We start from the raw sequence: 24,239 nt of genomic DNA on the forward strand, positions 1-24,239 counted from the left end.
CCGCTGGCCGGCAACCTCATGACAAAAAAGGGGACGGAGGGGATTAAGTCGTTTGTGCCTCAAACGACTTAATCCCCTCCGTCCCCTTTTTGCGGCTGCCGGCCAGCGGCCGGCCCTACCCGTGCGTCACTTCGAGGGCTGGATGCGGACCCGGACTTCTTCCTCTTCCGGTGCGGCCTGCGGAGCCGGTTGCGTCTGCTGCGGCTGGGCCTGCGGGGCAGGGGCCGGTGCGACCGGCGCCGGGGCGCCGCGATGGCGCAGGCCGATCACCAGCGCCACGCCGGCGATCACCACCAGCAGGGCGATGCGGATGCGCCAGGCCCAGCTGCGGCCACCGCTGCCCTGTTCTGGCGCGTCGCGGAAGGCGAATTCGGCGGTCGGATGGTCGCGGCGGGTGGTGTCGAGCAGTCGCGCCTCGCGCAGGATTTCACGCGCGCGCGGCTGGTCGTCGGCGCGCACGATCCATACCGCTGGGTAGGCGTTGGCGTTGCCCAGGTCGGTGTAGCTGAACTGGCCGCGGCGGCGGGTCTTGTACGAGCGTCCATTGGTCACTTTGACGTCGATGCCATGCCCGCGCAGGAGCTCGGCCACGCCTTCGACGGTTTCCACGCGCTGGCTGCTGAAGATCTGGCGCATGGGTTACTCCTTGGCTGGCACGGCGGCGGCCGCGGCCTGGTCGGGAACGACGCGGATCAGGCCTTCCTGCGCGGTGCTGGCCACCAGTACGCCATTGCGGGTGAAGAACTGGCCGCGTGCCAGGCCGCGCGAATCCTGCGCGCTGGGGCTGTCCAGCGAGTACAACAGCCAGTCGTCGGCACGGAACGGGCGGTGGAACCAGATTGCGTGGTCGAGCGAGGCCATCTGCACGTGCGGGTGGTAGTAGCTGATGCCGTGCGGGAAGGTCGCCGTGCCCAGCAGGTGGAAGTCGGAGGCGTAGGCCAGCAGCGCCTGGTGCAGCTCCGGCGCATCGCCCACCGGTTCGCTCAGGCGCAGCCACACCTGGTGGTAGGGCGGGCGCTTGGGCGGGTTGAGTTCGTCACGCGGGTAGACGTGGCGGAACTCGAACGGGCCGCCGCGCGACAGCCAGCGCTGCACCTTGATCGGCAGCCGCTCCAGCACTTCGGCCGGCAGCGGACGGTTCGGTTCAATGTCTTCCGGCTGCGGCACTTCGGGCATCTTGTGCTGGTGCTCGGCGCCGGTCTCGGCCTGCTGGAACGAGGCCGCGCAGAAGAAGATCACCTTGCCGTGCTGGATCGCGGTGACCCGGCGCACCGAGAAGCTGCCGCCATCGCGGGTGCGGTCCACGTCGTAGACGATCGGGTGGTCGATGTTGCCCGCGCGCAGGAAATAGGCGTGCAGCGAGTGCACGTGGCGGCCGTTGTCGACCGTGGCCTGCGCCGCGGCCAGCGCCTGGCCCAGTACCTGCCCGCCGAACACGTACTTGGTGCCGATGTCGCGGCTCTGGCCGCGGAACAGGTTGTCCTCCAGCCGCTCCAGCGTGAGCAGGTCGATCAGCTCGGAGACGACGGGTTCGGGCGTGTCGTTCAAGGGGGGCGGCCACAGCAGTGAAGAGGCCCCGATTATACCGGTGCAGGCCAGCCCATCATCGGTAGTGCCGGCCGCTGGCCGGCAGCCTCATGAGCCAGTTGGGGCGCCTGCGGTGGCCGGCCAGCGGCCGGCACTACCGTTCACTTGCCGAGGCGCGCCACCAGTGCGTGCAGCGCGTTCTGCGCATCCGGGGCGAACCATGCCTCGACAAAGCGGTCCAGCTGGATCAGGTCCGGGTGCAGCGCCTCATGCAGGTCGGCACGGGCAATCGCGCGGGTCAGCAGCATCGGCTGGCGCGGCTGCTTGAGCAGGTTCTGCAGCCAGGCAATGGCGCGTGCCACCACCAGGTCGCCCTCGGCCAGCTCATCCACCAAGCCGATCTGCAGCGCCTGTTCGGCCGGCACCAGCGAACCGGTGGTCAGCAGCACGCCGGCGCGGTGCACGCCCACCGCACGGCGCAGCAGGCGCTGGATGCCCTCCGGCGCGATCAGGCCGACCTGCACTTCGTTCAGGCCGATGGCATATGGCCGCGACGGATCGGCGCTGCGCGCCATCACCCGGTAATCGCAGCACAGGGCCAGCACGCAGCCACCTGCCGGGGCGTGGCCGGTGATCGCCGCGACCACCGGAATGCGACTCTCTGCCAGTGTGCGCACGGCGCCAAAGAAGGCGTTCCAGGTGTCCAACAACTTGTGCTTGTCATCGCCATGCGAGAGCAGGTGCGGCACGTCCATGCCGCCGGTGAAGACGCGCTCGCTGCCCGACAGCACGATGCCGTGCGCGTCTTCGGCCATGGCCAGCTCGATGGCATGGATCAACTGCCGGCACAGTTCGGTGTCCAGTGCGTTGACCGGCGGCCGCGCCAGTCGCAGTTCGCGGATGGGGCCATGGTTGATCACCTCGATGAGCGTCGTCATGCTGCGGTCTCGTTGCGAAGAAGGAACCCGGGCGATGATAACCAAACCATTCGTTGGCGTACTGTTGGTTCTGTGTGCGGCCGCAGCATCGGCTTCGGTGCCCGAACCGGCCTGCGTCACTGTGGAGCAGGGCTGGGCGCGGCTGCCACCGAATCCGGCGATGCCGATGACCGCCGGCTATGGCGTGATCCACAACGGCTGCAGCAAGGCGGTAGTGATCACCGGCGCGGCCAGCAGCGGCTTCGGTGATGTGTCGCTGCACGAAACCACGATTGTCGATGGCGTCAGCCGGATGCGCGCGATCGAACGCCTGCCGCTGGCACCGGGTGCCCGCGCGGAACTCAAGCCCGGTGGCCTGCACCTGATGCTGATGCAGGGCAAGGGTGCGCTGAAGGAAGGCCAGGCGCTGCCGCTGCGGCTGCAGCTGGAAGGCGGTGGCGAAGCAGGCGCGACGTTGACCGTGCGCAAGGCCGCGCCGTAGCGGGATGGTAGTGCCGGCCGCTGGCCGGCACTACCCGGGGGCTTACGACCAGTCGTACGAGAACAGCACCGTGCGGCTGACCGGCTCGTACAGCATCACGATCGCGTCGGCACCGGTGGCGCACCAGTTGTAGCCGGCTACGTCGGCCACGGCGAAGAATCTGTTGCCATTGCGGGTGATGATCACCGTTTCGGCATCGTCCGCAGCGTTGGGGTCATCGGCTGCCTCGGTGAAGCCCAGTTCGAAGGCCGCGGGAATCTCCGCGGTCTCGGTCCAGTTGCCGAAACCAATCGGGCCACCCAGCGTATCCAGATAATCGCGCTCGCTGGCCTCACCCTTGCCATAGCGCGAGTAGCAGGCGAGGCGACCGTGCACGGTATGGTAGTCGCGGGCCTTGGCGTAGCTCTCGCGCATCTGCGCGATGTGTTCCTGCGCGTGCTTGTCCTGCACCGCGTCGCCGATGAAATAGCCCTCGTTGCCGAGGAAACGCATCTCGTTGCCGGCGGTCAGTTCGAAGGCGATCCAGTTGGTGCCGGTGAAATCGTTGTGGTGTTCTTCGGTGGTCTCGCCGATGCAGCCGTCGTAAGGCTCGATCGGGCACAGCATCGTCGCCACCTGGCCGGCCAGTTCCGGGCGCAGCACACCCAGATCGATCTTCAGCAGCGGCAGCAGGTGCTGGCCGAGCCAGGCCTGGTCGGCGGGAAAGACGTCGGTGGGGAAGGGGACCATGCCGGGTAGCAGGTCGCGCAGTTCGGTCTGGTGGATCATGTCAGTCCTTTGAGCCGGGCGGGTAGAGTCGAGCTTGCTCGACTGATCCGGCAAGCAGCAGTCGAGCAAGCTCGACTCTACGAGTCACAGGGTCGGGCATGCCGGCCAGCGGCCGGCACTACCTTCAGGTGGAAGCGTTGCGGATCGCGTCCGGCAGCGGTGCGCTCCTGCCGGTCTGCGTATCCATCCACACCACCACTACGTTGCCATCCGAGTACAGTTTTGAGTCGTCCTGCTGGTCGACGATGCGGTGGCCGATGGTCACGCTGCTGTTGCCCAGGCGCTCGACGAACAACTCGACCAGGATGTCGTTGGGCCACACGATCGGCAGCCGGTAGTTGACGTTGGTCGCGGCCACCACCGGTGCGATGCGGTCGGTCATCGACACGCCTTCAACGCCCAGCATCCAGCGCACGCGCGCTTCCTCCAGATAGGAAATGTACTTGGCGTTGTTGACGTGGCCCATGCTGTCCATGTCACGCCAGCGCACGCTGATCGGGATGCGGGCCAGGATCTTGTGTTCGCTGCTCATCAGGCGTCCTTTTTCTTCTTGCTGGCAGTTGCGGTCTTGCTGGCCTTGCCGGTGCTCTTGGCGGCGGCGACCTTCTTGGCGGGCTTCTCAGGCTTCACCTTGCGCGGCGGGCGTGCATCGGGCTTGTTGGCCACGGCGGCGGGCTGCTCCGGGCGCGCGCTGGTGGACGGCAGCATGCGCGCAAGGAACTGGCCGGTATACGATTGCGGGCAGGCCGCCACGTCTTCCGGCGTGCCGGTCACCAGGATGGTGCCGCCGCGATGGCCGCCTTCCGGACCCAGATCGACGATCCAGTCGGCGGTCTTGATCACGTCCAGGTTGTGCTCGATCACCACCACCGTGTTGCCTTCGTCGCGCAGCTTGTGCAGCACGCCCAGCAGCGCTTCGATGTCGTGGAAGTGCAGGCCGGTGGTCGGCTCGTCGAGGATGTACAGGGTGCGGCCGGTATCGCGGCGCGACAGTTCCTTGGACAGCTTCACGCGCTGCGCTTCACCACCGGACAGCGTGGTCGCGCTCTGGCCCAGCTTGATGTAGCTCAGGCCGACGTCGACCAGCGTTTCCAGCTTGCGTGCGATCGACGGCACCGGCTCGAACAGCTTCAGTGCATCCTCGACGGTCATTTCCAGCACGTCGTTGATGTTGAAGCCCTTGTACAGGATCTCCAGCGTTTCGCGGTTGTAGCGCTTGCCATGGCAGACATCGCACGGCACGTACACGTCCGGCAGGAAGTGCATCTCGACCTTGATCAGGCCATCGCCCTGGCAGGCTTCGCAACGGCCGCCGCGCACGTTGAAGCTGAAGCGGCCCGGTGAATAGCCACGCGCACGCGCTTCGGGCACCTGTGCGAACAGTTCGCGCAGGGGGGTGAACAGGCCAGTGTAGGTGGCCGGGTTCGAACGCGGGGTGCGGCCGATCGGCGACTGGTCGATGTCCACCACCTTGTCGAACAGGTCCAGGCCATCGATCTCCTTGTAGGGGGCGATCGGATGCGAGGCGCCGTTGATCTCGTTGGCGGCCAGCGAGAACAGGGTGTCGTTGATCAGGGTCGACTTGCCCGAGCCGGATACACCGGTCACGCAGGTCAGCAGGCCCGACGGAATCGCCAGGTCCACGCCCTTCAGGTTGTTGCCGGTCGCCCCACGCAGGTGCAGGGTCATCTTCGGGTTCGGCGTGTGCCGGCGCGCCGGAATCTCGATCGCGCGCTTGCCCGACAGATACTGGCCGGTCAGCGAGCGCGGCGCCTCCAGGATGTCCTGCAGGGTGCCCTGGCCGACGATCTCGCCGCCATGCACGCCCGCGCCCGGGCCGATGTCCAGCACGTAGTCGGCCAGCCGGATCGCATCCTCGTCATGTTCGACCACGATCACCGTATTGCCCAAGTCACGCAGCCGGGTGAGGGTGCCGAGCAGGCGTTCGTTGTCGCGCTGGTGCAGGCCGATCGATGGCTCGTCGAGCACGTACATCACGCCGACCAGGCCGGCACCGATCTGGCTGGCCAGACGGATGCGCTGCGCTTCGCCACCGGACAGGGTGTCGGCCTTGCGCTCCAGGGTCAGGTAATCCAGGCCGACATCGACCAGGAAGCCGAGGCGTTCGCCGATCTCCTTGACGATCTTCGCGGCGATCTCGCCGCGCCAGCCCGGCAGGCTCAGTTCACTGAAGAACTTCAGTGCCTCATCGATCGGCAGCACCACCAGGTCCGGCAGCGGACGGTCGGCAACGAACACGTTGCGCGCTGCCTTGTTCAGGCGCGCGCCGTTGCATTCCGGGCACGGCTGTTCGCTGATGTACTTGGACAGCTCCTCGCGCACCGCCGGCGACTCGGTTTCCTTGTAGCGGCGTTCGAGGTTGGGAATGATGCCCTCGAAGCGATGCTTGCGCTGGGTGCGGCCACCGGCTTCGGTGAAGTAGGTGAAGGTGATCGTTTCGTCGCCGCTGCCGTACAGCACGGCCTGCTGCACCTTGGCCGACAGCGAGTTCCACGCGGCGTCCACGTCGAACTTGTAGTGCTTGGCCAGCGAGGCGATCAGCTGGAAGTAGTAGGCGTTGCGACGGTCCCAGCCGCGCACCGCACCAGCGGCCAGCGACAGCTCCGGATGCACCACCACGCGCGAAGGGTCGAAGAACTCGGCGATGCCCAGGCCATCGCAGCCGGGGCAGGCGCCCATCGGTGCGTTGAACGAGAACAGGCGCGGTTCCAGCTCCGGCAGCGAGTAGTCGCACACCGGGCAGGAGTACTTGGAGGAGAACAGTGCCGGCGTGGCGTCGGCGGTGTCCAGGCTCTGCACCGAGGCCATGCCATCGCCCAGTTTCAGCGCGGTCTCGAAGCTCTCGGCCAGGCGCTGCTTGATGTCCTCGCGCGGGCGGAAGCGGTCGATCACCGCCTCGATGGTGTGCTTCTGGCGCAGCGCCAGCGGCGGCACCGCATCGATTTCATACAGCTCGCCGTCCACGCGTACACGCACGAAGCCCTGCGCGCGCAGCTGGTCGAAGACCTGTGCGTGTTCGCCCTTGCGATCGCGGATGACCGGCGCCAGCAGCATGTAGCGCTGCTCCGGGTCCAGCGTCAGCACCTGATCGACCATCTGGCTGACCGTCTGCGCTTCCAGCGGATAGCCGTGGTCCGGGCAGCGCGGGGTGCCGACGCGGGCGTACAGCAGTCGCAGGTAGTCGTAGATCTCGGTGATGGTGCCGACCGTCGAACGCGGGTTGTGCGAGGTCGACTTCTGTTCGATCGAGATGGCCGGGGACAGGCCTTCGATGTGGTCCAAGTCCGGCTTTTCCATCACGCTCAGGAACTGGCGTGCGTAGGCCGACAGCGACTCGACATAGCGGCGCTGGCCTTCTGCATAGATGGTGTCGAACGCCAGCGAGGACTTGCCCGAACCGGACAGGCCGGTGATCACGATCAGCTTGTCGCGGGGCAGGTCGAGGTCGAGGTTCTTCAGATTGTGCGTCCGCGCGCCGCGGATGCGGATGAAATCCATCGCCATGGGGGATCCGGTTGTGGGGGCGTTGGCTGGGTGCCGGGCCAGCAGGGAACGGCAATCGGTCAGCCTACCGAGGTGACCAGATGGGGGCAATGGGCCACAATGCCAGCCCGATGTCTCACCTGATGAGACAGGCCGACAGCTTTGTGTAGAGCCGAGCCATGCTCGGCTGCCTGGACCCCGAACCGTTCAGCCGGGCATGGTTCGGCCCTGCAGGGGCCGGCCGTCCAGGCCGTTCGGGGGTTGACTTGACCCGCGGCCATTGATCTGCGTACAATTCCGCTCCTGTCCGCCCTCGATGGCGGCAGCTCAGACCACAATAACTACAGAGGAAGGCCTGGTCATGTACGCAGTACTGGTCACCGGCGGTAAGCAATACCGCGTGGCGCAGGGCGAAAAGCTCCGCATTGAAAAGCTCGAAGTCGAAGTCGGCAGCGAGATCAAGTTTGACAACATCCTGATGCTGGGTGACAGCGACGGCGTGAAGCTGGGCGATGCGCTGAAGGGCGCTGCCGTCACCGCCAAGGTCCTGTCCCAGGGTCGTGCTGACAAGGTCCGGATCATCAAGTTCCGTCGCCGCAAGCACCACATGAAGCGTCAGGGTCACCGTCAGTACTACACCGAAATCGAGATCACCGGCATCGCCGGCTAAGCATCAGGAGAAGCAGTCATGGCACATAAAAAGGGCGTAGGCTCCTCGCGCAACGGTCGCGACTCCAACCCGAAGTACCTGGGCGTCAAGATCTTCGGCGGCCAGGCCATCGAAGCCGGCAACATCATCGTGCGTCAGCGCGGCACCCAGTTCCACCCGGGTTCGGGCGTTGGCCTGGGCCGTGACCACACCCTGTTCGCCCTCGTGGACGGCAAGGTGGAGTTCTCGGTCAAGGGCGCCAAGAAGCGTCGCACCGTCAGCATCGTCTCGGCCGACGCCTGATCCAGGCATCGCCGGCACCCATGCCTCGGCATGGGGGTGCTGCATGAAGAGCCCCGCTTCGGCGGGGCTTTTCGTTAGAGTTGAAGCAAGACCGGCCAGGCCGGGCTGCCGGCCATCGGCAGGCATAACATCCAAGGTGACGGCCGGCAGGCCGCGCCCATCGCAGGCATCGAAACAATGAAACTGGTAGACGAAGCAGAAATCGAAGTGTTCGCCGGCAACGGCGGCAACGGCTGCATTGGCTTCCGTCGCGAGAAGTTCATTCCGCTCGGCGGCCCGGACGGCGGCGACGGCGGTGCGGGCGGCAGCGTGTACATCCGCGCCGACGAAAACCTGAACACCCTGGTCGACTTCCGCCATGACCGCATCTTCAAGGCGCAGCGCGGCGAGAACGGCATGGGCCGCCAGGCCTATGGCAAGGGCGGCGAAGACCTGACCATCACCGTGCCGGTCGGCACCGTGGTCATCAATGTTGCCACCGATGAAGTCATTGGCGACCTGACGCAGCATGGTGACCGTCTGCTGGTGGCCAAGGGCGGCCGCGGCGGTTTGGGCAACATGCACTTCAAGAGCTCGACCAACCGCTCGCCGCGCCAGGCGCTGCCGGGCGAGCCGGGCGAAGAGCGCACGCTGAAGCTGGAGCTGAAGCTGCTGGCCGACGTCGGCCTGCTGGGCTTCCCCAACGCGGGCAAGAGCACCCTGATCCGCGCCGTTTCGGCGGCGACGCCGAAGGTGGCCGATTACCCGTTCACCACGCTGTACCCGAACCTGGGTGTGGTGAAGGTGGAGAATTACCGCAGCTTCGTGATTGCCGACATTCCGGGCCTGATCGAGGGCGCCGCGGATGGTGCCGGCCTCGGTGCGCAGTTCCTGCGCCACCTGCAGCGCACCCGCCTGCTGCTGCACCTGGTGGACATCTCGCCGATGGAAGGTGGGGTGGAAGGCATTTCCCCGGTCGAGCAGGTGCGCGCGATCGAGCGCGAACTGGAAAAGCACGATCCGGAACTGCTGCAGAAGCCGCGCTGGCTGGTGCTGAACAAGGCTGACCTGATGTTCGAAGACGAAGCGAAGGCTGCGGCCGAGCAGATCGTCGCCGAGCTGGGCTGGACGGAGCCGTGGTTCCTGGTTTCCGCGCTGGGCCGCGAAGGTACCTTCCCGATCATGAGCCGGATCATGGCCTTCTTCGATCGCCAGAAGGAAGACGAGCTGGAAGCCCGTAACGCGCAGTAGAGTCGACTGTCAGTCGACTGGCGTTGGCAAAAACCCGGCTTCGGCCGGGTTTTCTGTTGGCCGGCACTACCGGATCGCAGGCAACAAAAAACCCGGCCGGGGCCGGGTTCTTGTCTGCTGCCCAACCCCGAAGGGAAGGGCGGCAACGCCGGATCAGGCGGCCTTGAGGGCCTTGATGCGGTCGTTCAGGCGGCTCTTATGACGAGCAGCCTTGTTCTTGTGGATCAGGCCACGCGCGCTGAAGCGATCCAGGATCGGCTGGGCAACGGCGAAGGCGGCTTCGGCGCCGGCGGCATCGTTGGCGTCCAGCGCCTTGATCACTTTCTTGACAGCGGTGCGCAGCATCGAGCGCTGAGCCACGTTGCGCGCGTTGCGCACGACGGTCTGCTTGGCGCGCTTCTTGGCGGACTTGATATTGGCCACGGTGGTGGTTTCCTGAAAAAATCGGTGTTATGGGAACAGCAAGCTAGCTAGTATGATGGCGTAAGAAATGCACGTCAAGTCGATTGTCAAGAGGGACGCTGAGTGAGTTCACCCAAGTTGTTGCGGGGCCTGCTGTCGTTCAGCAGCATGACCATGGTCTCGCGCGTTCTCGGACTTGTCCGGGACTTCGTGGTGACCACCACGTTCGGCACCAACGCCATCACTGATGCTTTCTGGGTCGCCTTCAGGGTACCCAATTTCCTGCGGCGTTTGTTCGCCGAGGGCTCTTTCGCCACCGCTTTCGTGCCCGTGTTCACGGAGGTGAAGGAGACCCGCAGCCATGCTGAGCTGCGTGAACTGATGGCCCGCACCGCCGGCACTCTGGGTGGGGTGCTGATGCTGGTCACCGCCGTGGCACTGATCTTCGCGCCGCAGCTGGCCTCGGTCTTCTCCAGCGGCGTTGATACCGATCCGGTGAAGCAGGGCCTGCTCGTCGACCTGTTCCGTCTGACCTTCCCGTTCCTGCTGTTCGTCTCGCTCACCGCCCTGGCCGGTGGTGCGCTGAACAGCTTCCAGCGCTTCGCGATGCCGGCGCTGACCCCGGTCATCCTCAACCTGTGCATGATCGCCGGCGCGCTGTGGCTTGCGCCGCGGCTGGGCGGCACCCCGGAAAAGCAGATCCTGGCACTGGGCTGGGCGGTACTGGCCGCCGGCATCCTGCAGCTGCTGTTTCAGCTGCCATCGCTGAAGGGCATCAACCTGCTGACCCTGCCGCGCTGGGGCTGGAGCCACCCGGGCGTGCGCAAGGTGATGACGCTGATGGTGCCGACCCTGTTCGGCTCGTCAGTGGCGCAGATCAACCTGCTGCTGGACACCGTCATCGCGGCCAAGCTGACCGACGGCTCGCAGTCCTGGCTGTCGCTGGCCGACCGCTTCCTGGAACTGCCGCTGGGCGTGTTCGGCGTGGCGCTGGGCACGGTGATCCTGCCGGCACTGGCCCGCCACCACGTGAGCACCGATCGCGAGGGTTTCTCGCGCTCGCTGGACTGGGGGCTGCGCATGACCCTGCTGATTTCGGTGCCGGCCATGCTGGGCCTGCTGCTGCTGGCAGAACCGCTGATCGCGACCATCTTCCAGCACGGCCAGTTCAGCGCCTTCGATACCCGCATGACCGCGCTGTCGGTGTACGGCCTGAGTTTCGGCCTGCCGGCGTTCGCCCTGCTGAAGGTGGTGCTGCCGGCCTTCTACGCCCGTCAGGACACCAAGACCCCGGTGCGTGCCGGTGTGGCCGCGCTGGTGGCCAACATGGTGTTCAACTTCGCGCTGCTGGCCGTGCTGTACCAGGTGATGGTGCCGGACGAGCTGAAGGCGCAGGGCGTGATGGCCGCCATCGGCAAGCAACCCGGCCTGCACCTGGCGCTGGGCATTGCCAGCGCGCTGTCCAGTTACCTGAACCTTGGCCTGCTCTGGTACTGGCTGGGCAAGACCGATGTCTACCAGCGCCGGCCGGGCTGGGGCGGCTATCTGCTGCGCCTGCTGCTGGCCTGCGCGGCCATGGTCGCTGCGCTGCTGGCCCTGCTGCACTGGCTGCCCGCGTTCTCGGCGATGGGCGTATGGGAGCGGATCGGTGCGCTGGCGCTGCTGGTCGGTGGTGGTGGCGCTACCTATGCGGTGGCCATGGTGGCGATGGGCTTCCGCCCGCGCGACCTGCGCGGGCATTGATCGCCGCGTGTGGCGGCTATACTTCAGGGTTACACCATTGAAGCGGCGGCCCCGGTCGGGCCGGAACGAGAGTTGATGAGCAGGCTGTTCAGAAGCGTCGAGGGCGGGGAGCTGTTCCCCAACGGAAGCGTGGTCTGTATCGGTGCATTCGACGGCCTCCACCTGGGTCATCGTGCGCTGGTCCGCCACGCGGTTGCCCGTGCGCGCGCCTTGGGCGTGGCCGCGGTGGCCGTGGCGTTCGAGCCGCTGCCGCGTGAATTCTTCGCCCAGGGCACGCCGCCGCCGCGGCTGACCCTGGCACGCAGCAAGGTCGAGATCCTGCGCGAGCTCGGTGTCGATGCGATCGGCCTGCTGCGTTTCGACGCGGCGATGGCGGCGATGCCGGCCGAGACCTTCGTGCGCCAGCTGCTGGTCAATCGCCTGAGTGCGCGTGAGGTCTGGATCGGGCCGGAGTTCTGCTTCGGCAACCGCCGTCGCGGCGACCTGGCCCTGTTGCAGCAGCTCGGTGCCGAGCTCGGTTTCAGCGCCGGCGAGATCGAAGCGGTGGACCTGCATGGCGAGCGCATCTCCAGCACCCGCATCCGCCAGCTGCTGCAGGAGGGCGACTTCGCCCGTGCCGGCGACCTGCTCGGGCGTCCGTATGCGATCAGCGGCCGGGTGGTGCGCGGGCGCCAGCTCGGCCGTACGCTGGGCTTCCCCACCGCCAACCTGCGCTTCCCGAAGACCCCGGCGCTGTCGGGCATCTACGCGACCTGGGTGCACGGCGTGTTCGACCAGCCGTGGCCATCAGTGTCCAGCTTCGGCACGCGGCCGACGGTGGAGGGCGTGGAGCCGCTGCTGGAAGCCCACCTGTTCGATTTCCAAGGCGACCTGTACGGTCGACACATCGAAGTCGAATTCGTCGCCAAGCTGCGCGACGAAGAGAAATTCAATGATCTGGCGGCCCTGACCGACCAGATGCACCGCGACGCCGAACAGGCGCGCGCCATCCTTTCCGAACATAGATTGCGAGCCACTGCGTGAGCCAGGACTACAAGACCACCCTGAACCTGCCAGCCACTGAATTCCCGATGCGCGGCGATCTGCCCAAGCGCGAGCCGGGCATTCTGGCGCGGTGGGAAGAGCAGGGGCTCTACCAGCAGCTGCGCGACAACGCCGCCGGCCGCCCGCTGTTCGTGCTGCACGATGGCCCGCCGTACGCCAACGGCCGCATCCATCTGGGCCACGCGGTCAACAAGATCCTGAAGGACATCATCGTCAAGTCGCGTTACCTGGCCGGCTTCGATGCGCCCTACGTTCCGGGCTGGGACTGCCATGGCCTGCCGATCGAGATCGCGGTCGAAAAGAAGTGGGGCAAGGTCGGCACCAAGCTCGACGCTGTTGAATTCCGCCAGAAGTGCCGCGAGTTCGCCGAAGAGCAGATCAACATCCAGCGCGTGGACTTCAAGCGCCTGGGCGTGACCGGTGACTGGGACAACCCGTACAAGACCCTGAGCTTCGACTTCGAAGCCAACGAGATCCGTGCGCTGGCCAAGGTCGTGGCCAACGGCCACCTGGTGCGTGGCGCCAAGCCGGTGTACTGGTGCTTCGACTGTGGCTCGGCGCTGGCCGAGGCCGAGATCGAATACCAGGAAAAGGAATCGCCGGCGATCGACGTGGCCTACGCCGCGCGCGACGCGCAGGCCATCGGCCAGGCGTTCGGCGTGAGCGTGCCGGCCGACGTCGAAGTGGCCGTACCGATCTGGACCACCACCCCGTGGACGCTGCCGGCCTCGCTGGCGGTGTCGCTGGGCGCGGAGATCCGCTACGTGCTGGCCGAGGGCCCGGCCCACAACGGCAAGCGCCGCTGGCTGGTGCTGGCCGCCGCCCTGGCCGAGCGCGCGCTGCAGCGCTACGGCGTGGAAGCGGTGGTGCTGCACGGTGAAACCACCGGCGCTGCGCTGGAAAACCAGCTGCTGGCGCACCCGTTCTACCCGGAACGCGAGATCCTGGTGCTCAACGGCGACCACGTCTCCGACGAAGACGGTACCGGTGCGGTGCACACCGCCCCCGGCCACGGCCAGGAAGACTTCGTGGTCAGCCAGAAGTACGGCCTGCTGGACAAGTACAACGCCGGCCAGGTGACCCCGATCGACGGCCGTGGCGTGTACCTAGAATCGACCCCGCCGGCCGGTGACGTGGTGCTGGCTGGCCAGCACCTGTGGAAGGCGCAGGAGGCCATCGTCGGGGTGCTGCGCGACAACGGCGCGCTGCTCGCCTTCCACCCGATCCGCCACAGCTACCCGCACTGCTGGCGCCACAAGACGCCGGTGGTGTTCCGCGCCACCCCGCAGTGGTTCATCTCGATGGACAAGGCAAACCTGCGCAACGATGCGCTGGCCGCCATCGACACCGTCGGCTGGTTCCCGACCTGGGGCAAGGCGCGCATCCAGAGCATGGTCGACGGTCGTCCGGACTGGACCATCTCGCGCCAGCGTACCTGGGGCGTGCCGATCGCGCTGTTCACCCATCGCCAGACCGGCGAGATCCACCCGCGTTCGGTGGAGCTGATGCAGCAGGTCGCCGACCGCGTCGAAGCCGAGGGCATCGACGTGTGGTATTCGCTGGATGCCACCGAACTGCTGGGCGCCGAAGCGGCCGATTACGAGAAGGTCACCGACATCCTCGACGTCTGGTTCGATTCGGGCGTGACCCATGAAGGCGTGCTCGCCGCGCGTGGCTTCGGCAAGCCGGCCGACCTGTACCTGGAAGGTTCCGACCAGCACCGCGGCTGGTTCCAGTCCTCGCTGCTGACCGGCGTGGCGATCGACAAGCGCGCCCCGTACAAGCAGTGCCTGACCCACGGCTTCACCGTGGACGAGCACGGCCGCAAGATGTCCAAGTCGCTGGGCAACGGCATCGAGCCGCAGGACATCATGAACAAGCTGGGCGCGGACATCCTGCGCCTGTGGATCGCCTCGGCCGACTACAGCAACGAGATGTCGCTGTCGCAGGAGATCCTCAAGCGCAATGCCGACGCCTACCGCCGCCTGCGCAACACCGCACGCTTCCTGCTGGGCAACCTGGACGGTTTCGATCCGGCCCGGCACCTGCAGCCGCTCGACCAGATGGTCGCGCTGGACCGCTGGATCGTGCATCGCGCGTGGGAGCTGCAGGAGAAGATCAAGGCAGCCTACGACGGCTACAACATGGCCGAGATCGTGCAGCTGCTGCTGAACTTCTGCAGCGTTGACCTGGGCTCGCTGTACCTGGACGTGACCAAGGACCGCCTGTACACGATGCCGACCGATTCGCAGGGTCGCCGTTCGGCACAGAGTGCGATGTACCACATCGCCGAAGCGTTCACCCGCTGGGTCGCGCCGATCCTGACCTTCACCGCCGACGAGCTGTGGGGCTACCTGCCGGGCGAACGCACCGGGCACGTGCTGTTCACCACCTGGTACGACGGCCTGGCGCCGCTGCCGGCCGAGGCCCAGCTCAACGCCGCCGACTTCGACCAGCTGCTGGCCGTGCGCGAGCAGGTGGCCAAGGTGCTCGAACCGATGCGTGCCAACGGCGCCATCGGTGCCGCACTGGAGGCGGAGATCACCATCGCCGCCAGTGAAGAGCAGGCCACGCGCTGGCAGCCGCTGGCCGATGAACTGCGCTTCCTGTTCATCAGCGGCGACGTGCAGGTGCGCCCGGCGACCACCGACGAGGTGTTCGTCAGCGCCCAGCCGACCACCAAGGCCAAGTGCGTGCGCTGCTGGCACCACCGCGCCGATGTCGGCAGCAACGCCGATCATCCGGAACTGTGCGGCCGCTGCGTGACCAACATCGCCGGTGCCGGCGAAGTGCGGAGCTGGTTCTGATGGCCGCGCCCCGTCCGCATCCGAACGCCCTGGTCTGGCTGCTGCTGTCGGTGGCCATCATCGGCCTGGACCAGTGGTCCAAGGCCTGGGTTCTGTCGAGCCTGCCGGAGTTCCAGCCGGTGGTGGTCATCGACGGCTTCTGGAACTGGTACCGCACCTACAACACCGGTGCGGCGTTCAGTTTCCTGAGCGACGCCGGTGGCTGGCAGAAGCACTTCTTCACCGTGCTGGCGATCGTCATCAGCGGCCTGATGGCCTGGTGGCTGCGCGGTACCGCCCGTGGCAACTGGAAGGCGGCCGTGCCGTATGCGCTGATCATCGGCGGTGCGATCGGCAACGTGATCGACCGCCAGGTGCATGGCCATGTGGTCGACTTCATCCAGTGGTACGTGGGCAGCTACACCTGGCCCTCGTTCAACATCGCCGATTCGGCCATCGTGGTGGGTGCCATCGGCATCGCCCTGTTTGGCCTGTTCGACGGCAAGTCCGCCAAAAAGGCGGATAATGCCAATCCGAAACCGTAAGCCGGCCGCTGCCGGGAGATTGAACTGATGGATGTGCTGCTCGCCAACCCGCGTGGTTTCTGTGCCGGTGTCGATCGTGCGATCGAGATCGTCAAGCGCGCGATCGAAACGCTGGGCGCGCCCATCTACGTCCGCCATGAAGTGGTGCACAACCGCTTCGTGGTCGACGACCTGAAGCAGCGCGGCGCGATCTTCGTCGAAGAACTCGACGAAGTGCCGGACAACAACACGGTGATCTTCAGTGCCCACGGTGTGTCCCAGGCGGTGCGCCAGGAAGCCGAACGCCGTGGCCTGAAGGTGTTCGACGCCACCTGCCCGCTGGTGACCAAGGTCCACTTCGAAGTCGCCCGCCACTGCCGTGCCGGCCGTGACGTGGTGCTGATCGGCCACGCCGGTCACCCGGAAGTGGAGGGCACCATGGGGCAGTGGAACCGCGAAGCCGGCACCGGCCAGATCTATCTGGTCGAGGATGTCGAGCAGGTCGCCACGCTGCACATCAACCAGCCGGAAAACTTTGCCTACACCACCCAGACCACGCTGTCGGTGGACGACACGCGCGGCATCATCGATGCATTGCGCGAGCGTTTCCCGGCGATGCAGGGCCCGAAGAACGACGACATCTGCTACGCCACGCAGAACCGCCAGGATGCCGTACGCGATCTGGCCAAGCGCTGCGACCTGGTGCTGGTGGTCGGTTCGCCGAACAGCTCCAACTCCAACCGTCTGAGCGAGCTGGCCCGCCGTGAGGGCGTGGAGTCGTACCTGATTGACGGCGCGCACGAGATCGATCCGCGCTGGGTCGAAGGCAAGCAGCACATCGGCGTGACTGCCGGTGCCTCGGCGCCGCAGGTACTGGTCGATGGCGTGCTGGCACGCCTGACCGAGCTGGGTGCCAGTGGCGTGGGTGAGCTGGATGGTGAGCCGGAATCGATGGTGTTCGCGCTGCCGAAGGAACTGCGCCTGCGCCTGGTCGACTGACCGGGAAAGGGCGCATCCACGCATGGCGTGGATCTACTGAAACCGCTCTGGTGGGTCCGAACCAGCACAAGGTGGGTGCGAACCTTGGTTCGCACGCTTTTGGGCATGCACCGATGGGCGCACCGCCCATGACCTTTGGCCATGGGGCAGGGCGCTTTACAGGCCTAGCATCGGAAGATTCTCCGTTGTTGGAATCTGCCCGATGAAGACCCGTGCTCTGGTGATGTCCCTGCTGTTCGCGCTGGCGGCCACGCCTGCGCTGGCGCAGACCTCGTCGCCGGCCAGCGCCGCCGCTCCCGGCCTGCTGCGCATCGATGTCGACGCGCGCGACCTGGCCCGTCGCATCTTCAAGGTGACCGCCACGGTGCCGGCCAAGCCCGGCCCGATGACCCTGCTGTACCCGCAGTGGATTCCCGGCAACCATTCGCCCACCGGCCCGATCGACAAGCTGGCCGGCCTGCGCGTGACGGCCAACGGCAAGCCGCTGGCCTGGCAGCGTGACCAGTTCAACGTCTATGCGTTCAAGGTGAACGTGCCCGAGGGCGTGAGCGAGATCGTCGCCCACTTTGATTTCCTGTCCTCGCAGGGCGGCAGTCAGGGGCGGGTGGTGATGACCCCGGAAATGCTCAACCTGCAGTGGAACGCCAACTCGCTGTATCCGGCCGGCGTCGATGCGCGCAGCCTGCAGGCGCAGGCCAGCGTGACCCTGCCCAAGGGCTGGTCGTTCGCCACTGCGCTGGAGACCGCGCGCCGCGACGGCGATACCGTGGTGTTCAAGCCGATCTCGTATGACCATCTGGTCGATTCGCCGTTGTTCGCCGGTGAGCACTACCAGCGTATCGATCTCGACCCGGGCGCGAAGGTGCCGGTGCATCTCAACGTGTTTGCCGACGAAGCCAAGTCGCTGAAGCCGACCGACGCGCAGATCACGATGCACCGCGCATTGGTGCAGCAGGCCGACAAGCTCTATGGCGCACGCCACTACAACCACTATGAATTCCTGCTGGCATTGACCGACCGGCTGGGGGGCATCGGCCTGGAGCATCACCGCTCCAGCGAGAACAGTGCCGATCCAGGCTACTTCACAGAGTGGGACAGCAACGCGTGGATGCGTGATCTGCTGCCGCACGAGTACACCCATTCCTGGAACGGCAAGTACCGTCGTGGCGCCGACCTGGCCACCGCCAACTTCAACGTGCCGATGGGCGACAGCCTGCTGTGGGTGTACGAGGGCCAGACCCAGTTCTGGGGCCAGGTGCTGGCCGCGCGCTCGGGGCTGTGGTCGACGGCGCAGGCGCGCGACATGCTGGCCAATGTGGCCGCGACCTATGACCGTGGCCGCCCGGGGTTGGCCTGGCGCCCGCTGCAGGACACCACCAACGACCCGACCATCGCCCAGCGCCGCACGCTGCCCTACCGCAACTACCAGATGAGCGAGGACTACTACTCCGGCGGCCAGATGCTGTGGCTGGAAGTGGAGGGCAAGCTGCGCGAACTGAGTGGCAACCGTCGCAGCCTGGACGATTTCGCACGTGCATTCTTTGGCGTCGGCAATGGCGACTGGGACGTCAACCCCTATACCTTCGACGACGTGGTTGCGACCTTGAACGGCATCGCGCCGTACGACTGGGCGACGTTCCTGCGCGGGCGCCTGGACGGCCATGGTTCGTTGACCGGTGGCCTGGAACTGGCGGGCTGGAAGCTGGTCTACCGCGATACGCCGAACGACGCCTACAAGGCACAGGAAAAGCGCGCCAAAGCGGCGTTGCTGGCCTATTCGCTGGGTGCGACCGTGCTCGGCAACGGCACGGTCGGTGACGTGATCTGGGACAGCCCGGCCTTCAACGCCGGTCTTGCACCCGGCATGAAGGTGATCGCGGTTGGTGGGCGCGAGTACAGCAGCCAGCGCCTGAAGGACGCGGTGGCTGCGGCAGCGAAGGACAAGGCGCCGATCGTGCTGCTGGTGAAGCAGTTCGATCGCATCGAAACGATGAGCATCGCCTACCACGGCGGCCTGCAGTATCCGGTGCTGGAGCGCATCGCCGGCAAGCCTGACCGTCTTGCGGATCTGTGGAAGGCACGATGAAGCCGCGCGCCCGCGATGGCGTGATCCTGTTGATGGCGATCCTCGCCATCGTGGGCGCATTCCTGCACGGCGATGGGCGTTGGCTGCACTGGCTGGCCAAGCCGGCCACCACGCTGCTGATCGCCGCCATCGTCTGGCGCGTGCATGATCCGGCGCCGCCGTTCTACCGCCGCGCAGTGCTGGCCGGCATGCTGCTGTCGTGCGTGGGTGACATTGCTTTGATGCTGCCGATGGATGCGTTCGTGCCAGGGCTGGTCGCATTCCTGTTGGCGCACGTCTGCTACATCGTCGCCTTCCGCGATGGCCTGCGTGCCGGGCGTGGGCTGTTGGCCGCCAGCGTCCTGCTGGCGGCCTTTGCCGTACTCAATGTGCTTGGCCTGTGGCCGCACCTGCCGGTGCCGATGCGTGTGCCGGTGCTGGCATACGTGGTGGTGCTGGCATCGATGGCAGTGCTGGCCCTGGCACGGCAGTGGCGCAGCCCGCAGCCCGATGCCGTGGAAGCCCGAAGCGCCCGCTGGGCCGCGGCAGGCGCATTGCTGTTCGTCGCCAGCGATTCCCTGCTGGCCTGGGACCGCTTCGCCGGTGGCCTGCCGTTGGCCAGCCTGCTGGTGTTGTCCACCTACTACGGCGCGCAGTACGCCATCGCTCGCTCGGTGAAATAGCAAAAAAAGGGGACGGAGGGAATTAAGTCGTATACGCCTTGATGCTGCATACGACTTAATTCCCTCCGTCCCCTTTTTGAGGCCTACTGACGGCTTACGCCGCGGGCGTTGCCCTGTGCGTCGAACTGCAGGCGCACCGATTCGCGATCACCGGCCACTTCGTCCGGCAGCCATACCAGTCTTCCGGCTTTGCGCACGATCACGTAGACATGGCCGACTTCGGATGCGGGGTTCTGCAGCGCATTGCGCTGTCCCTGCAGCGCTTTGGCCACGCGTGGCACGGCATCGAAATCAACGTTGGCCAGAGGCGTGCTGCTGCGCTGCAGGCTGATGGTGGGGGCGAACTGTTGTGGGTTCACTGGATTGCCCTTGCGCCATTGGCCACGCTCGAAGTGGTAGCTGTCGACGTGGGTCGGCTGCTGCGGATCGACCAGATCCAGGTTGATGCGGCCATCGTCGTAGAAGTGGATGCTGTGGAAGACCGTCAGCCTCTGGCCGGCCAGTGCCGGCAGCTGCTCCAGTGCCTGGCGCGCAGCCTGCAGGTAGTCCGCATCGAACAGGCGATTGTTGCGCTCGGGCGCCGCAGCGGTACTCGCCGCGGGGAAGGGGGCCGGGGACGGCACAAGCGATGCGGGTTGCTCGCGCGGCGGCTGAGACCAGACGGAGGGTGGCAACCGGTCCGGCTGTACCGAATACCCCAGCGTTTCGCTGATGGTCTGCACTGCACCGCCGGCAGCGGCCACGCCCGCCAGAACCAGCAGCAGTACCAGGAACACGGTGCGGGTTGAGGGCGGCTGTTTCATACTCCCTCCAGACGCACGTTGCTGCGGTCATCCGGGTCGTACAGCAGCGTCACGTGCTCGCGCGGGATGTTGGCCAGTTCAATCATCGGGACGAAGCGGCGCACGCGGGCCTGCTGCACGTTGCCTTCGCGGTCGGTGTATTCCAGCTGGAACTCCACCTGCGGCTGTTCGTTGAGGTAGGTGCCGGTCTGGCGCACCTTCAGCACTTTGGCCTCCACGCCGATGCCGCGATACTTCAGCGCATCGCCGCGGGCATCGGCGTGCAGCAGGCGGCCGAGCAGGCGCAGGCCCAGCGCATAGCCACACAGCACCAGCGGGCACACCAGCAGCGGGTGACCGAACGACAGGAAGGTCCAGCCCAGCCCCTCGCTCTGCAGCTGGTAGGCCCCCACATAGGCAGCGGCAACGGTGGCGATGCCGAGTGCCGCACCGATGCCCCGCCGCCACAGGCTGGCAACATTCAGTTCGGGCTGGGCACCGTCCAGCACGATGTTGGGAAATGCCCCGGGCGTCCGGCCCAGGCGCGCATCGATGTGCCTGCCCACCTCGAAGCGATGCAGCTGGGGTTTGCTGTCGACCACCAGCATCTGTTCGTGGATCGGCGTACCGGACAGGTTCTTGAAGGACACCTGCAGTTTCCATTGCGCGAAGCCGCGTACCTGCACACCGGTCTGTTCGGCCTGCTCGATCAGCGCACTTCGCGATTCACCGTCGGCCAGGATCGACTGCACCCGGTGCAGTGCGCGCGGTGGCCCAAGCAACAGGTAGTGCAGGAAAGCGAACAGCAGGGTCAGCCACAGCGCCAGCGACAACGCGAGCAGCAGCAGTGCCAGCCACGGCGTGCTGCGATCGGCCAGCGCCACCGGCCACGAGGTGCCGAGATAGAGGATGCAGGGGAAGGGCAACGCGAAGAAAAGCAGGAACGCGCCCCAGAACCAGAGATAGGCTTTCATGGGGGAAGGGGACCGCGGTGGAACAGGGCGCGTAGATTACTACGCTTCAGCGGAACTGCAGGGTAAGCAGGTAATAGCGACCGAGCGGATCGTCCAGCCCGGGCATCTGCCCGCCGTTGCCGACCAGATAGTTCATCGGTTGTGCATCGAGCACATTGTGCACGTCCAGTGCCGCGACGACACGTGGGCCGAGGCGGCGGGCCAGGTGCAGGTTCCAGCGCAGCTGGCGTGGGTTCATGCAGTGATTCTGTTCGACCTGATCCTGCGGGCACTCCGCCCCCGGCAGCCAGGCACGGGTGCGACCGACCTGGTTGCCGCGCAGGGCGATGTCCCAGTTGCTGTTCTGCCATTGCACGTTCAACACCGCCGCCAGCTCGGGTGTCACATGGCCGCGCAGGTCCACGGCGGCCTCGTGGTCACGGCGGCGACGCAGTTCCTGCTGTTTCAGCGCATCGAGCGAAAACAACCATTGGCCGTCGCTGCCGCTGTCGATGCGGTACTCGCCACGCAGCACCCAGTTGCGGGACGTGGTGCGGCCGATGTTGTCAAACGACAGTCGCAGACTGCTCAGGTGGCCGTCTTCATCCAGTTCCCAGGTGCTGCGGTTCCACACTGCATCGCTCGGCTGCAGGGCGAGGATCTCGTTGCGCAGTTCCACGATGTTGTGGGTCAGCGACAGCGAGAACGTGTCGCTGGGCGTCCACGTGGCTGCCAGTGAATGGCTGCGCGATCGCTCGGCCTTGAGTGCATCGTTCTCAACCACGTTGGCCGTGACGCTGCAGCCGCCACCGCGTGTGGCGATTGCACATTCCGGAAGCGCACTGGAAACCGGAAGCGTGATCGAGCCGAAGTAGCCGGGGGGCCGCCGTTGCTCGAACAGGCTCGGTGCACGGTAGCCGCGCCCGCTGGCCAGCAGGAACGACCAGTGGGGTGTCGGGCTCCAGCGCAGCCCGGCACGCGGCGAAAACGCCATGAAGCCGCCGTCGCGGTCCCAGCGTGCAGCCAGGTCCGCGCGCAGCGTGGGTGCCAGCGGCAGGCCCAGCTCGGTGTAGACGCCACTGCTTTGTCGCGACAGGCTGCGTTGCTGCTGTGGCAGGCCCAGCGCAAGGTCGCCCTGGCTCAGCAGCGCGTCCGGACGCGAGACCCAGCGTTCATGGCGCAGGTCGATGCCGGTGGCCAGCTGCGCATTGCCCCCGGGCATTGCCATCAGCTCACGCTGCAGGCCCCACCAGCCCTGCCATTGTGCGGTGCTGCCGCGGTTGCGGATGGATGGAAACAGCGCGTCCACATCTGCTGCCGGCGGCGCGTCGAAACCCGGAGTGAACCTGCGTGCCTGTGTTGCTTCAAGCAGGCGCGTCGTGCGCACGGTACCCGCAGTGGACAAGGTGACTTCGCTGCGCTGCGCGCTGATGCCCGCCTCCCAGCTGCGCCGGCCCTGGTCACGGCCGATGCCGAAGGTGACGTCCGCATCGGTGGCGCGGACGCTGGGGCGCACGTTCCCAGCCTCGCGCAGCACGGTGTTGAAGGTGATTCCCCGCGAGACCACCGCAACGGCTGTCGGGCCCAGGTCGAAGCGCTGGCGGTTGTGACTGGCCCGTGACTCGACATAGGCATAGCGTCCCTCACCACGTTCATGCCGGTAGCGCAGGTAGGCCGATGCAGTATCCGAGGCGGGCTGCAGCGAACGCGGCCGCGCGCTGTCAAACCAGCAGCCGTCCTCGCGCCGCTTCAGGGGCGGCTCGCAGCGCCGGGCGGGCACGTACCAGTTGCCGAATATCGCGCCGATCGGATACAGCGAGGTTTCCGCATGCCAGTCACGCTGGTCTCCGGCGACGTGCTCGACACGGTGCAGATCGAGGCCGGCGAACCAGCGGTCCCCGTTGCCGCGCGCGCCGCCGGTGGCGGCCTGCAGGCGGTACTGGCCGGCATCACCGCGGCTGCTCAGGCCGGTCTGCAGCATGGCTTCGGGCCCATCGGCCTGGTCGCGCAGGATGATGTTGACCACGCCGGACATGGCATCGGCCCCATAGATGGCCGAGGCGCCGCCGCGTACCAGTTCGATGCGGTCGACGAAGCTCAGCGGAATGCCGCCGAGGTCGGTGAGCCCGCCTTGCTCCAGCGACACCATCGGATAGCGTGGCAGGCGCCGGCCATTGACCAGGAACAGGGTGGCACGCGGTCCCATGCCGTCGAAGCTGGTGGTGGCCGCAGCACCCACCGGCAGGTACTGCGAATCACCGCTGCGTGCGCTGCTCATTGCGGGCAGGCCATTCATGCCGGGCAGGTGCCGCAGCAGGTCGAACAGACTGCCGTAGCCACTGCGCAGGATGTCGGCGCGGTCGATCGTGGTGACCGGCAGCGTGGTCTGTACCGAGGTGCGTGGCAGGCGGCTGCCGGTGACGTGGATCGGTGCCAGTTCCACCTGGCGCGGCGATTCGGGGAGGCTGTGCAGAGGTGCCGGCGCCGCCACAGGGGCGGGTGCTGCAGCGATGGGCGCGGTGCGGACACGGCGAACCACGAAACCACCGGAAGGCGTGCGCAGGATGGTCACCGGCATGCCGGCAACCAGCTGTTTCAGGGCGCTGGCCGGATCGGTCTGGCCATGCGCGCCGTCGGTGTGAAGTCCTGCCAGCTCACGGCCATCAAACATCAGGGCGATACCGCTCTGCCGTGCCCATTGCTGCAATGCCGATGGCAAGGGGCCGGCGCCGATACGGTAATCGTGGGCGGCAGCGGGTTCACCGGCCATGGCCGCAGGCACTGCCGCCAGCAACAGCGCCACGCACAGCAGTGGCCGGAGCAGCCTCCACTGCAGCGCGCCCGGTCCTGCCATCACC

21 protein-coding genes are annotated in these 24,239 nt (G+C 66.5%); 11 read left to right on the forward strand and 10 right to left on the reverse strand.

Translation table 11 applies throughout. From position 1 onward, the window contains the following. Positions 1-126: 126 nt before the first annotated feature. The 3 genes from R1H25_RS02425 to R1H25_RS02435 all read right to left on the reverse strand — a co-directional run bounded on the left by R1H25_RS02425 (position 127) and on the right by R1H25_RS02435 (position 2,465). A complete protein-coding gene (locus tag R1H25_RS02425) occupies positions 127-636 on the reverse strand; it encodes a pathogenicity-like protein (RefSeq protein ID WP_049447046.1) in 510 nt (169 codons plus the stop codon). Positions 637-639: 3 nt separating this feature from the next. Beyond that, positions 640-1,548 carry an acyl-CoA thioesterase II gene (gene tesB, locus R1H25_RS02430; RefSeq protein WP_005412623.1) on the reverse strand — a complete coding sequence of 303 codons (909 nt, stop codon included), beginning with the start codon at positions 1,546-1,548 and terminating at the stop codon, positions 640-642. 140 nt (positions 1,549-1,688) lie between these two features. Further along, entirely contained in the window at positions 1,689-2,465 is a 777-nt protein-coding gene (locus tag R1H25_RS02435; protein WP_317222564.1) for an enoyl-CoA hydratase/isomerase family protein, read from the reverse strand. 34 nt (positions 2,466-2,499) lie between these two features. Between R1H25_RS02435 and R1H25_RS02440 the strand changes: the two genes are divergently transcribed. Continuing rightward, positions 2,500-2,946: a copper chaperone PCu(A)C gene (locus tag R1H25_RS02440; RefSeq protein WP_317222565.1), complete on the forward strand. Its 447-nt coding sequence runs from the start codon at positions 2,500-2,502 to the stop codon at positions 2,944-2,946. Between the two features lie 42 nt (positions 2,947-2,988). On the opposite strand, the gene R1H25_RS02445 is transcribed toward R1H25_RS02440, so the two are convergent. The 3 genes from R1H25_RS02445 to uvrA all read right to left on the reverse strand — a co-directional run bounded on the left by R1H25_RS02445 (position 2,989) and on the right by uvrA (position 7,239). Next, a complete protein-coding gene (locus R1H25_RS02445) occupies positions 2,989-3,714 on the reverse strand; it encodes an enolase (protein ID WP_317222566.1) in 726 nt (241 codons plus the stop codon). Between the two features lie 124 nt (positions 3,715-3,838). Continuing rightward, positions 3,839-4,246 (reverse strand): thioesterase family protein, encoded by a 408-nt coding sequence (locus R1H25_RS02450; RefSeq protein WP_317222567.1) that lies wholly within the window; start codon positions 4,244-4,246, stop codon positions 3,839-3,841. Further along, positions 4,246-7,239: an excinuclease ABC subunit UvrA gene (gene uvrA / locus R1H25_RS02455; RefSeq protein ID WP_317222569.1), complete on the reverse strand. Its 2,994-nt coding sequence runs from the start codon at positions 7,237-7,239 to the stop codon at positions 4,246-4,248. Before uvrA ends, R1H25_RS02450 begins: the two co-directional genes overlap by 1 nt. A 340-nt stretch (positions 7,240-7,579) precedes the next feature. Here uvrA and rplU point away from each other — a divergent pair, with 340 nt between their 5' ends. The 3 genes from rplU to cgtA all read left to right on the forward strand — a co-directional run bounded on the left by rplU (position 7,580) and on the right by cgtA (position 9,400). After that, complete coding sequence (gene rplU, locus R1H25_RS02460; RefSeq protein ID WP_005408557.1) at positions 7,580-7,888, forward strand: 50S ribosomal protein L21; 309 nt, start codon at positions 7,580-7,582, stop codon at positions 7,886-7,888. 18 nt (positions 7,889-7,906) lie between these two features. Further along, positions 7,907-8,170 carry a 50S ribosomal protein L27 gene (gene rpmA / locus R1H25_RS02465; RefSeq protein WP_005415704.1) on the forward strand — a complete coding sequence of 88 codons (264 nt, stop codon included), beginning with the start codon at positions 7,907-7,909 and terminating at the stop codon, positions 8,168-8,170. A 177-nt stretch (positions 8,171-8,347) separates the two neighbouring features. Continuing rightward, complete coding sequence (gene cgtA, locus R1H25_RS02470; RefSeq protein ID WP_317222570.1) at positions 8,348-9,400, forward strand: Obg family GTPase CgtA; 1,053 nt, start codon at positions 8,348-8,350, stop codon at positions 9,398-9,400. A gap of 153 nt (positions 9,401-9,553) precedes the next feature. Here cgtA and rpsT read toward each other — a convergent pair whose 3' ends face one another. Continuing rightward, positions 9,554-9,823 carry a 30S ribosomal protein S20 gene (rpsT, locus tag R1H25_RS02475; RefSeq protein WP_005408560.1) on the reverse strand — a complete coding sequence of 90 codons (270 nt, stop codon included), beginning with the start codon at positions 9,821-9,823 and terminating at the stop codon, positions 9,554-9,556. Positions 9,824-9,940: 117 nt separating this feature from the next. Between rpsT and murJ the strand changes: the two genes are divergently transcribed. The 7 genes from murJ (at position 9,941) to R1H25_RS02510 (ending at position 19,646) form a co-directional block, all read left to right on the forward strand. Then, a complete protein-coding gene (murJ, locus tag R1H25_RS02480; RefSeq protein ID WP_317222684.1) occupies positions 9,941-11,545 on the forward strand; it encodes a murein biosynthesis integral membrane protein MurJ in 1,605 nt (534 codons plus the stop codon). 75 nt (positions 11,546-11,620) lie between these two features. After that, entirely contained in the window at positions 11,621-12,568 is a 948-nt protein-coding gene (locus R1H25_RS02485) for a bifunctional riboflavin kinase/FAD synthetase (RefSeq protein WP_049447038.1), read from the forward strand. Further along, complete coding sequence (gene ileS, locus R1H25_RS02490; protein WP_317222571.1) at positions 12,565-15,396, forward strand: isoleucine--tRNA ligase; 2,832 nt, start codon at positions 12,565-12,567, stop codon at positions 15,394-15,396. Before R1H25_RS02485 ends, ileS begins: the two co-directional genes overlap by 4 nt. Continuing rightward, positions 15,396-15,920, forward strand: coding sequence for a signal peptidase II (gene lspA, locus R1H25_RS02495; RefSeq protein WP_049434638.1), 525 nt, complete (start codon positions 15,396-15,398; stop codon positions 15,918-15,920). The genes ileS and lspA overlap by 1 nt, the downstream gene beginning before the upstream one ends. 27 nt (positions 15,921-15,947) lie before the next feature. After that, positions 15,948-16,898 carry a 4-hydroxy-3-methylbut-2-enyl diphosphate reductase gene (gene ispH / locus R1H25_RS02500; RefSeq protein WP_317222572.1) on the forward strand — a complete coding sequence of 317 codons (951 nt, stop codon included), beginning with the start codon at positions 15,948-15,950 and terminating at the stop codon, positions 16,896-16,898. A gap of 202 nt (positions 16,899-17,100) precedes the next feature. Further along, positions 17,101-18,984: a peptidase M61 gene (locus tag R1H25_RS02505; protein ID WP_317222573.1), complete on the forward strand. Its 1,884-nt coding sequence runs from the start codon at positions 17,101-17,103 to the stop codon at positions 18,982-18,984. After that, positions 18,981-19,646, forward strand: coding sequence for a lysoplasmalogenase (locus R1H25_RS02510; RefSeq protein WP_049447031.1), 666 nt, complete (start codon positions 18,981-18,983; stop codon positions 19,644-19,646). The genes R1H25_RS02505 and R1H25_RS02510 overlap by 4 nt, the downstream gene beginning before the upstream one ends. A gap of 83 nt (positions 19,647-19,729) precedes the next feature. Here the strand turns inward: R1H25_RS02510 and R1H25_RS02515 are convergent, their stop codons facing one another. From R1H25_RS02515 to R1H25_RS02525, 3 genes are read right to left on the reverse strand one after another with little or no spacing between them, the layout of a single operon-like run. Beyond that, entirely contained in the window at positions 19,730-20,449 is a 720-nt protein-coding gene (locus R1H25_RS02515; RefSeq protein ID WP_317222574.1) for a hypothetical protein, read from the reverse strand. Beyond that, positions 20,446-21,402, reverse strand: coding sequence for a hypothetical protein (locus R1H25_RS02520; RefSeq protein ID WP_317222575.1), 957 nt, complete (start codon positions 21,400-21,402; stop codon positions 20,446-20,448). The genes R1H25_RS02515 and R1H25_RS02520 overlap by 4 nt, the downstream gene beginning before the upstream one ends. A 46-nt stretch (positions 21,403-21,448) precedes the next feature. Further along, positions 21,449-24,235, reverse strand: a complete 2,787-nt coding sequence (locus R1H25_RS02525; protein WP_317222576.1) for a TonB-dependent receptor domain-containing protein — start codon at positions 24,233-24,235, stop codon at positions 21,449-21,451. Positions 24,236-24,239: the final 4 nt, after the last annotated feature.

Source organism: Stenotrophomonas veracruzanensis (genome assembly GCF_032911525.1).
Lineage (GTDB): Bacteria > Pseudomonadota > Gammaproteobacteria > Xanthomonadales > Xanthomonadaceae > Stenotrophomonas > Stenotrophomonas africana.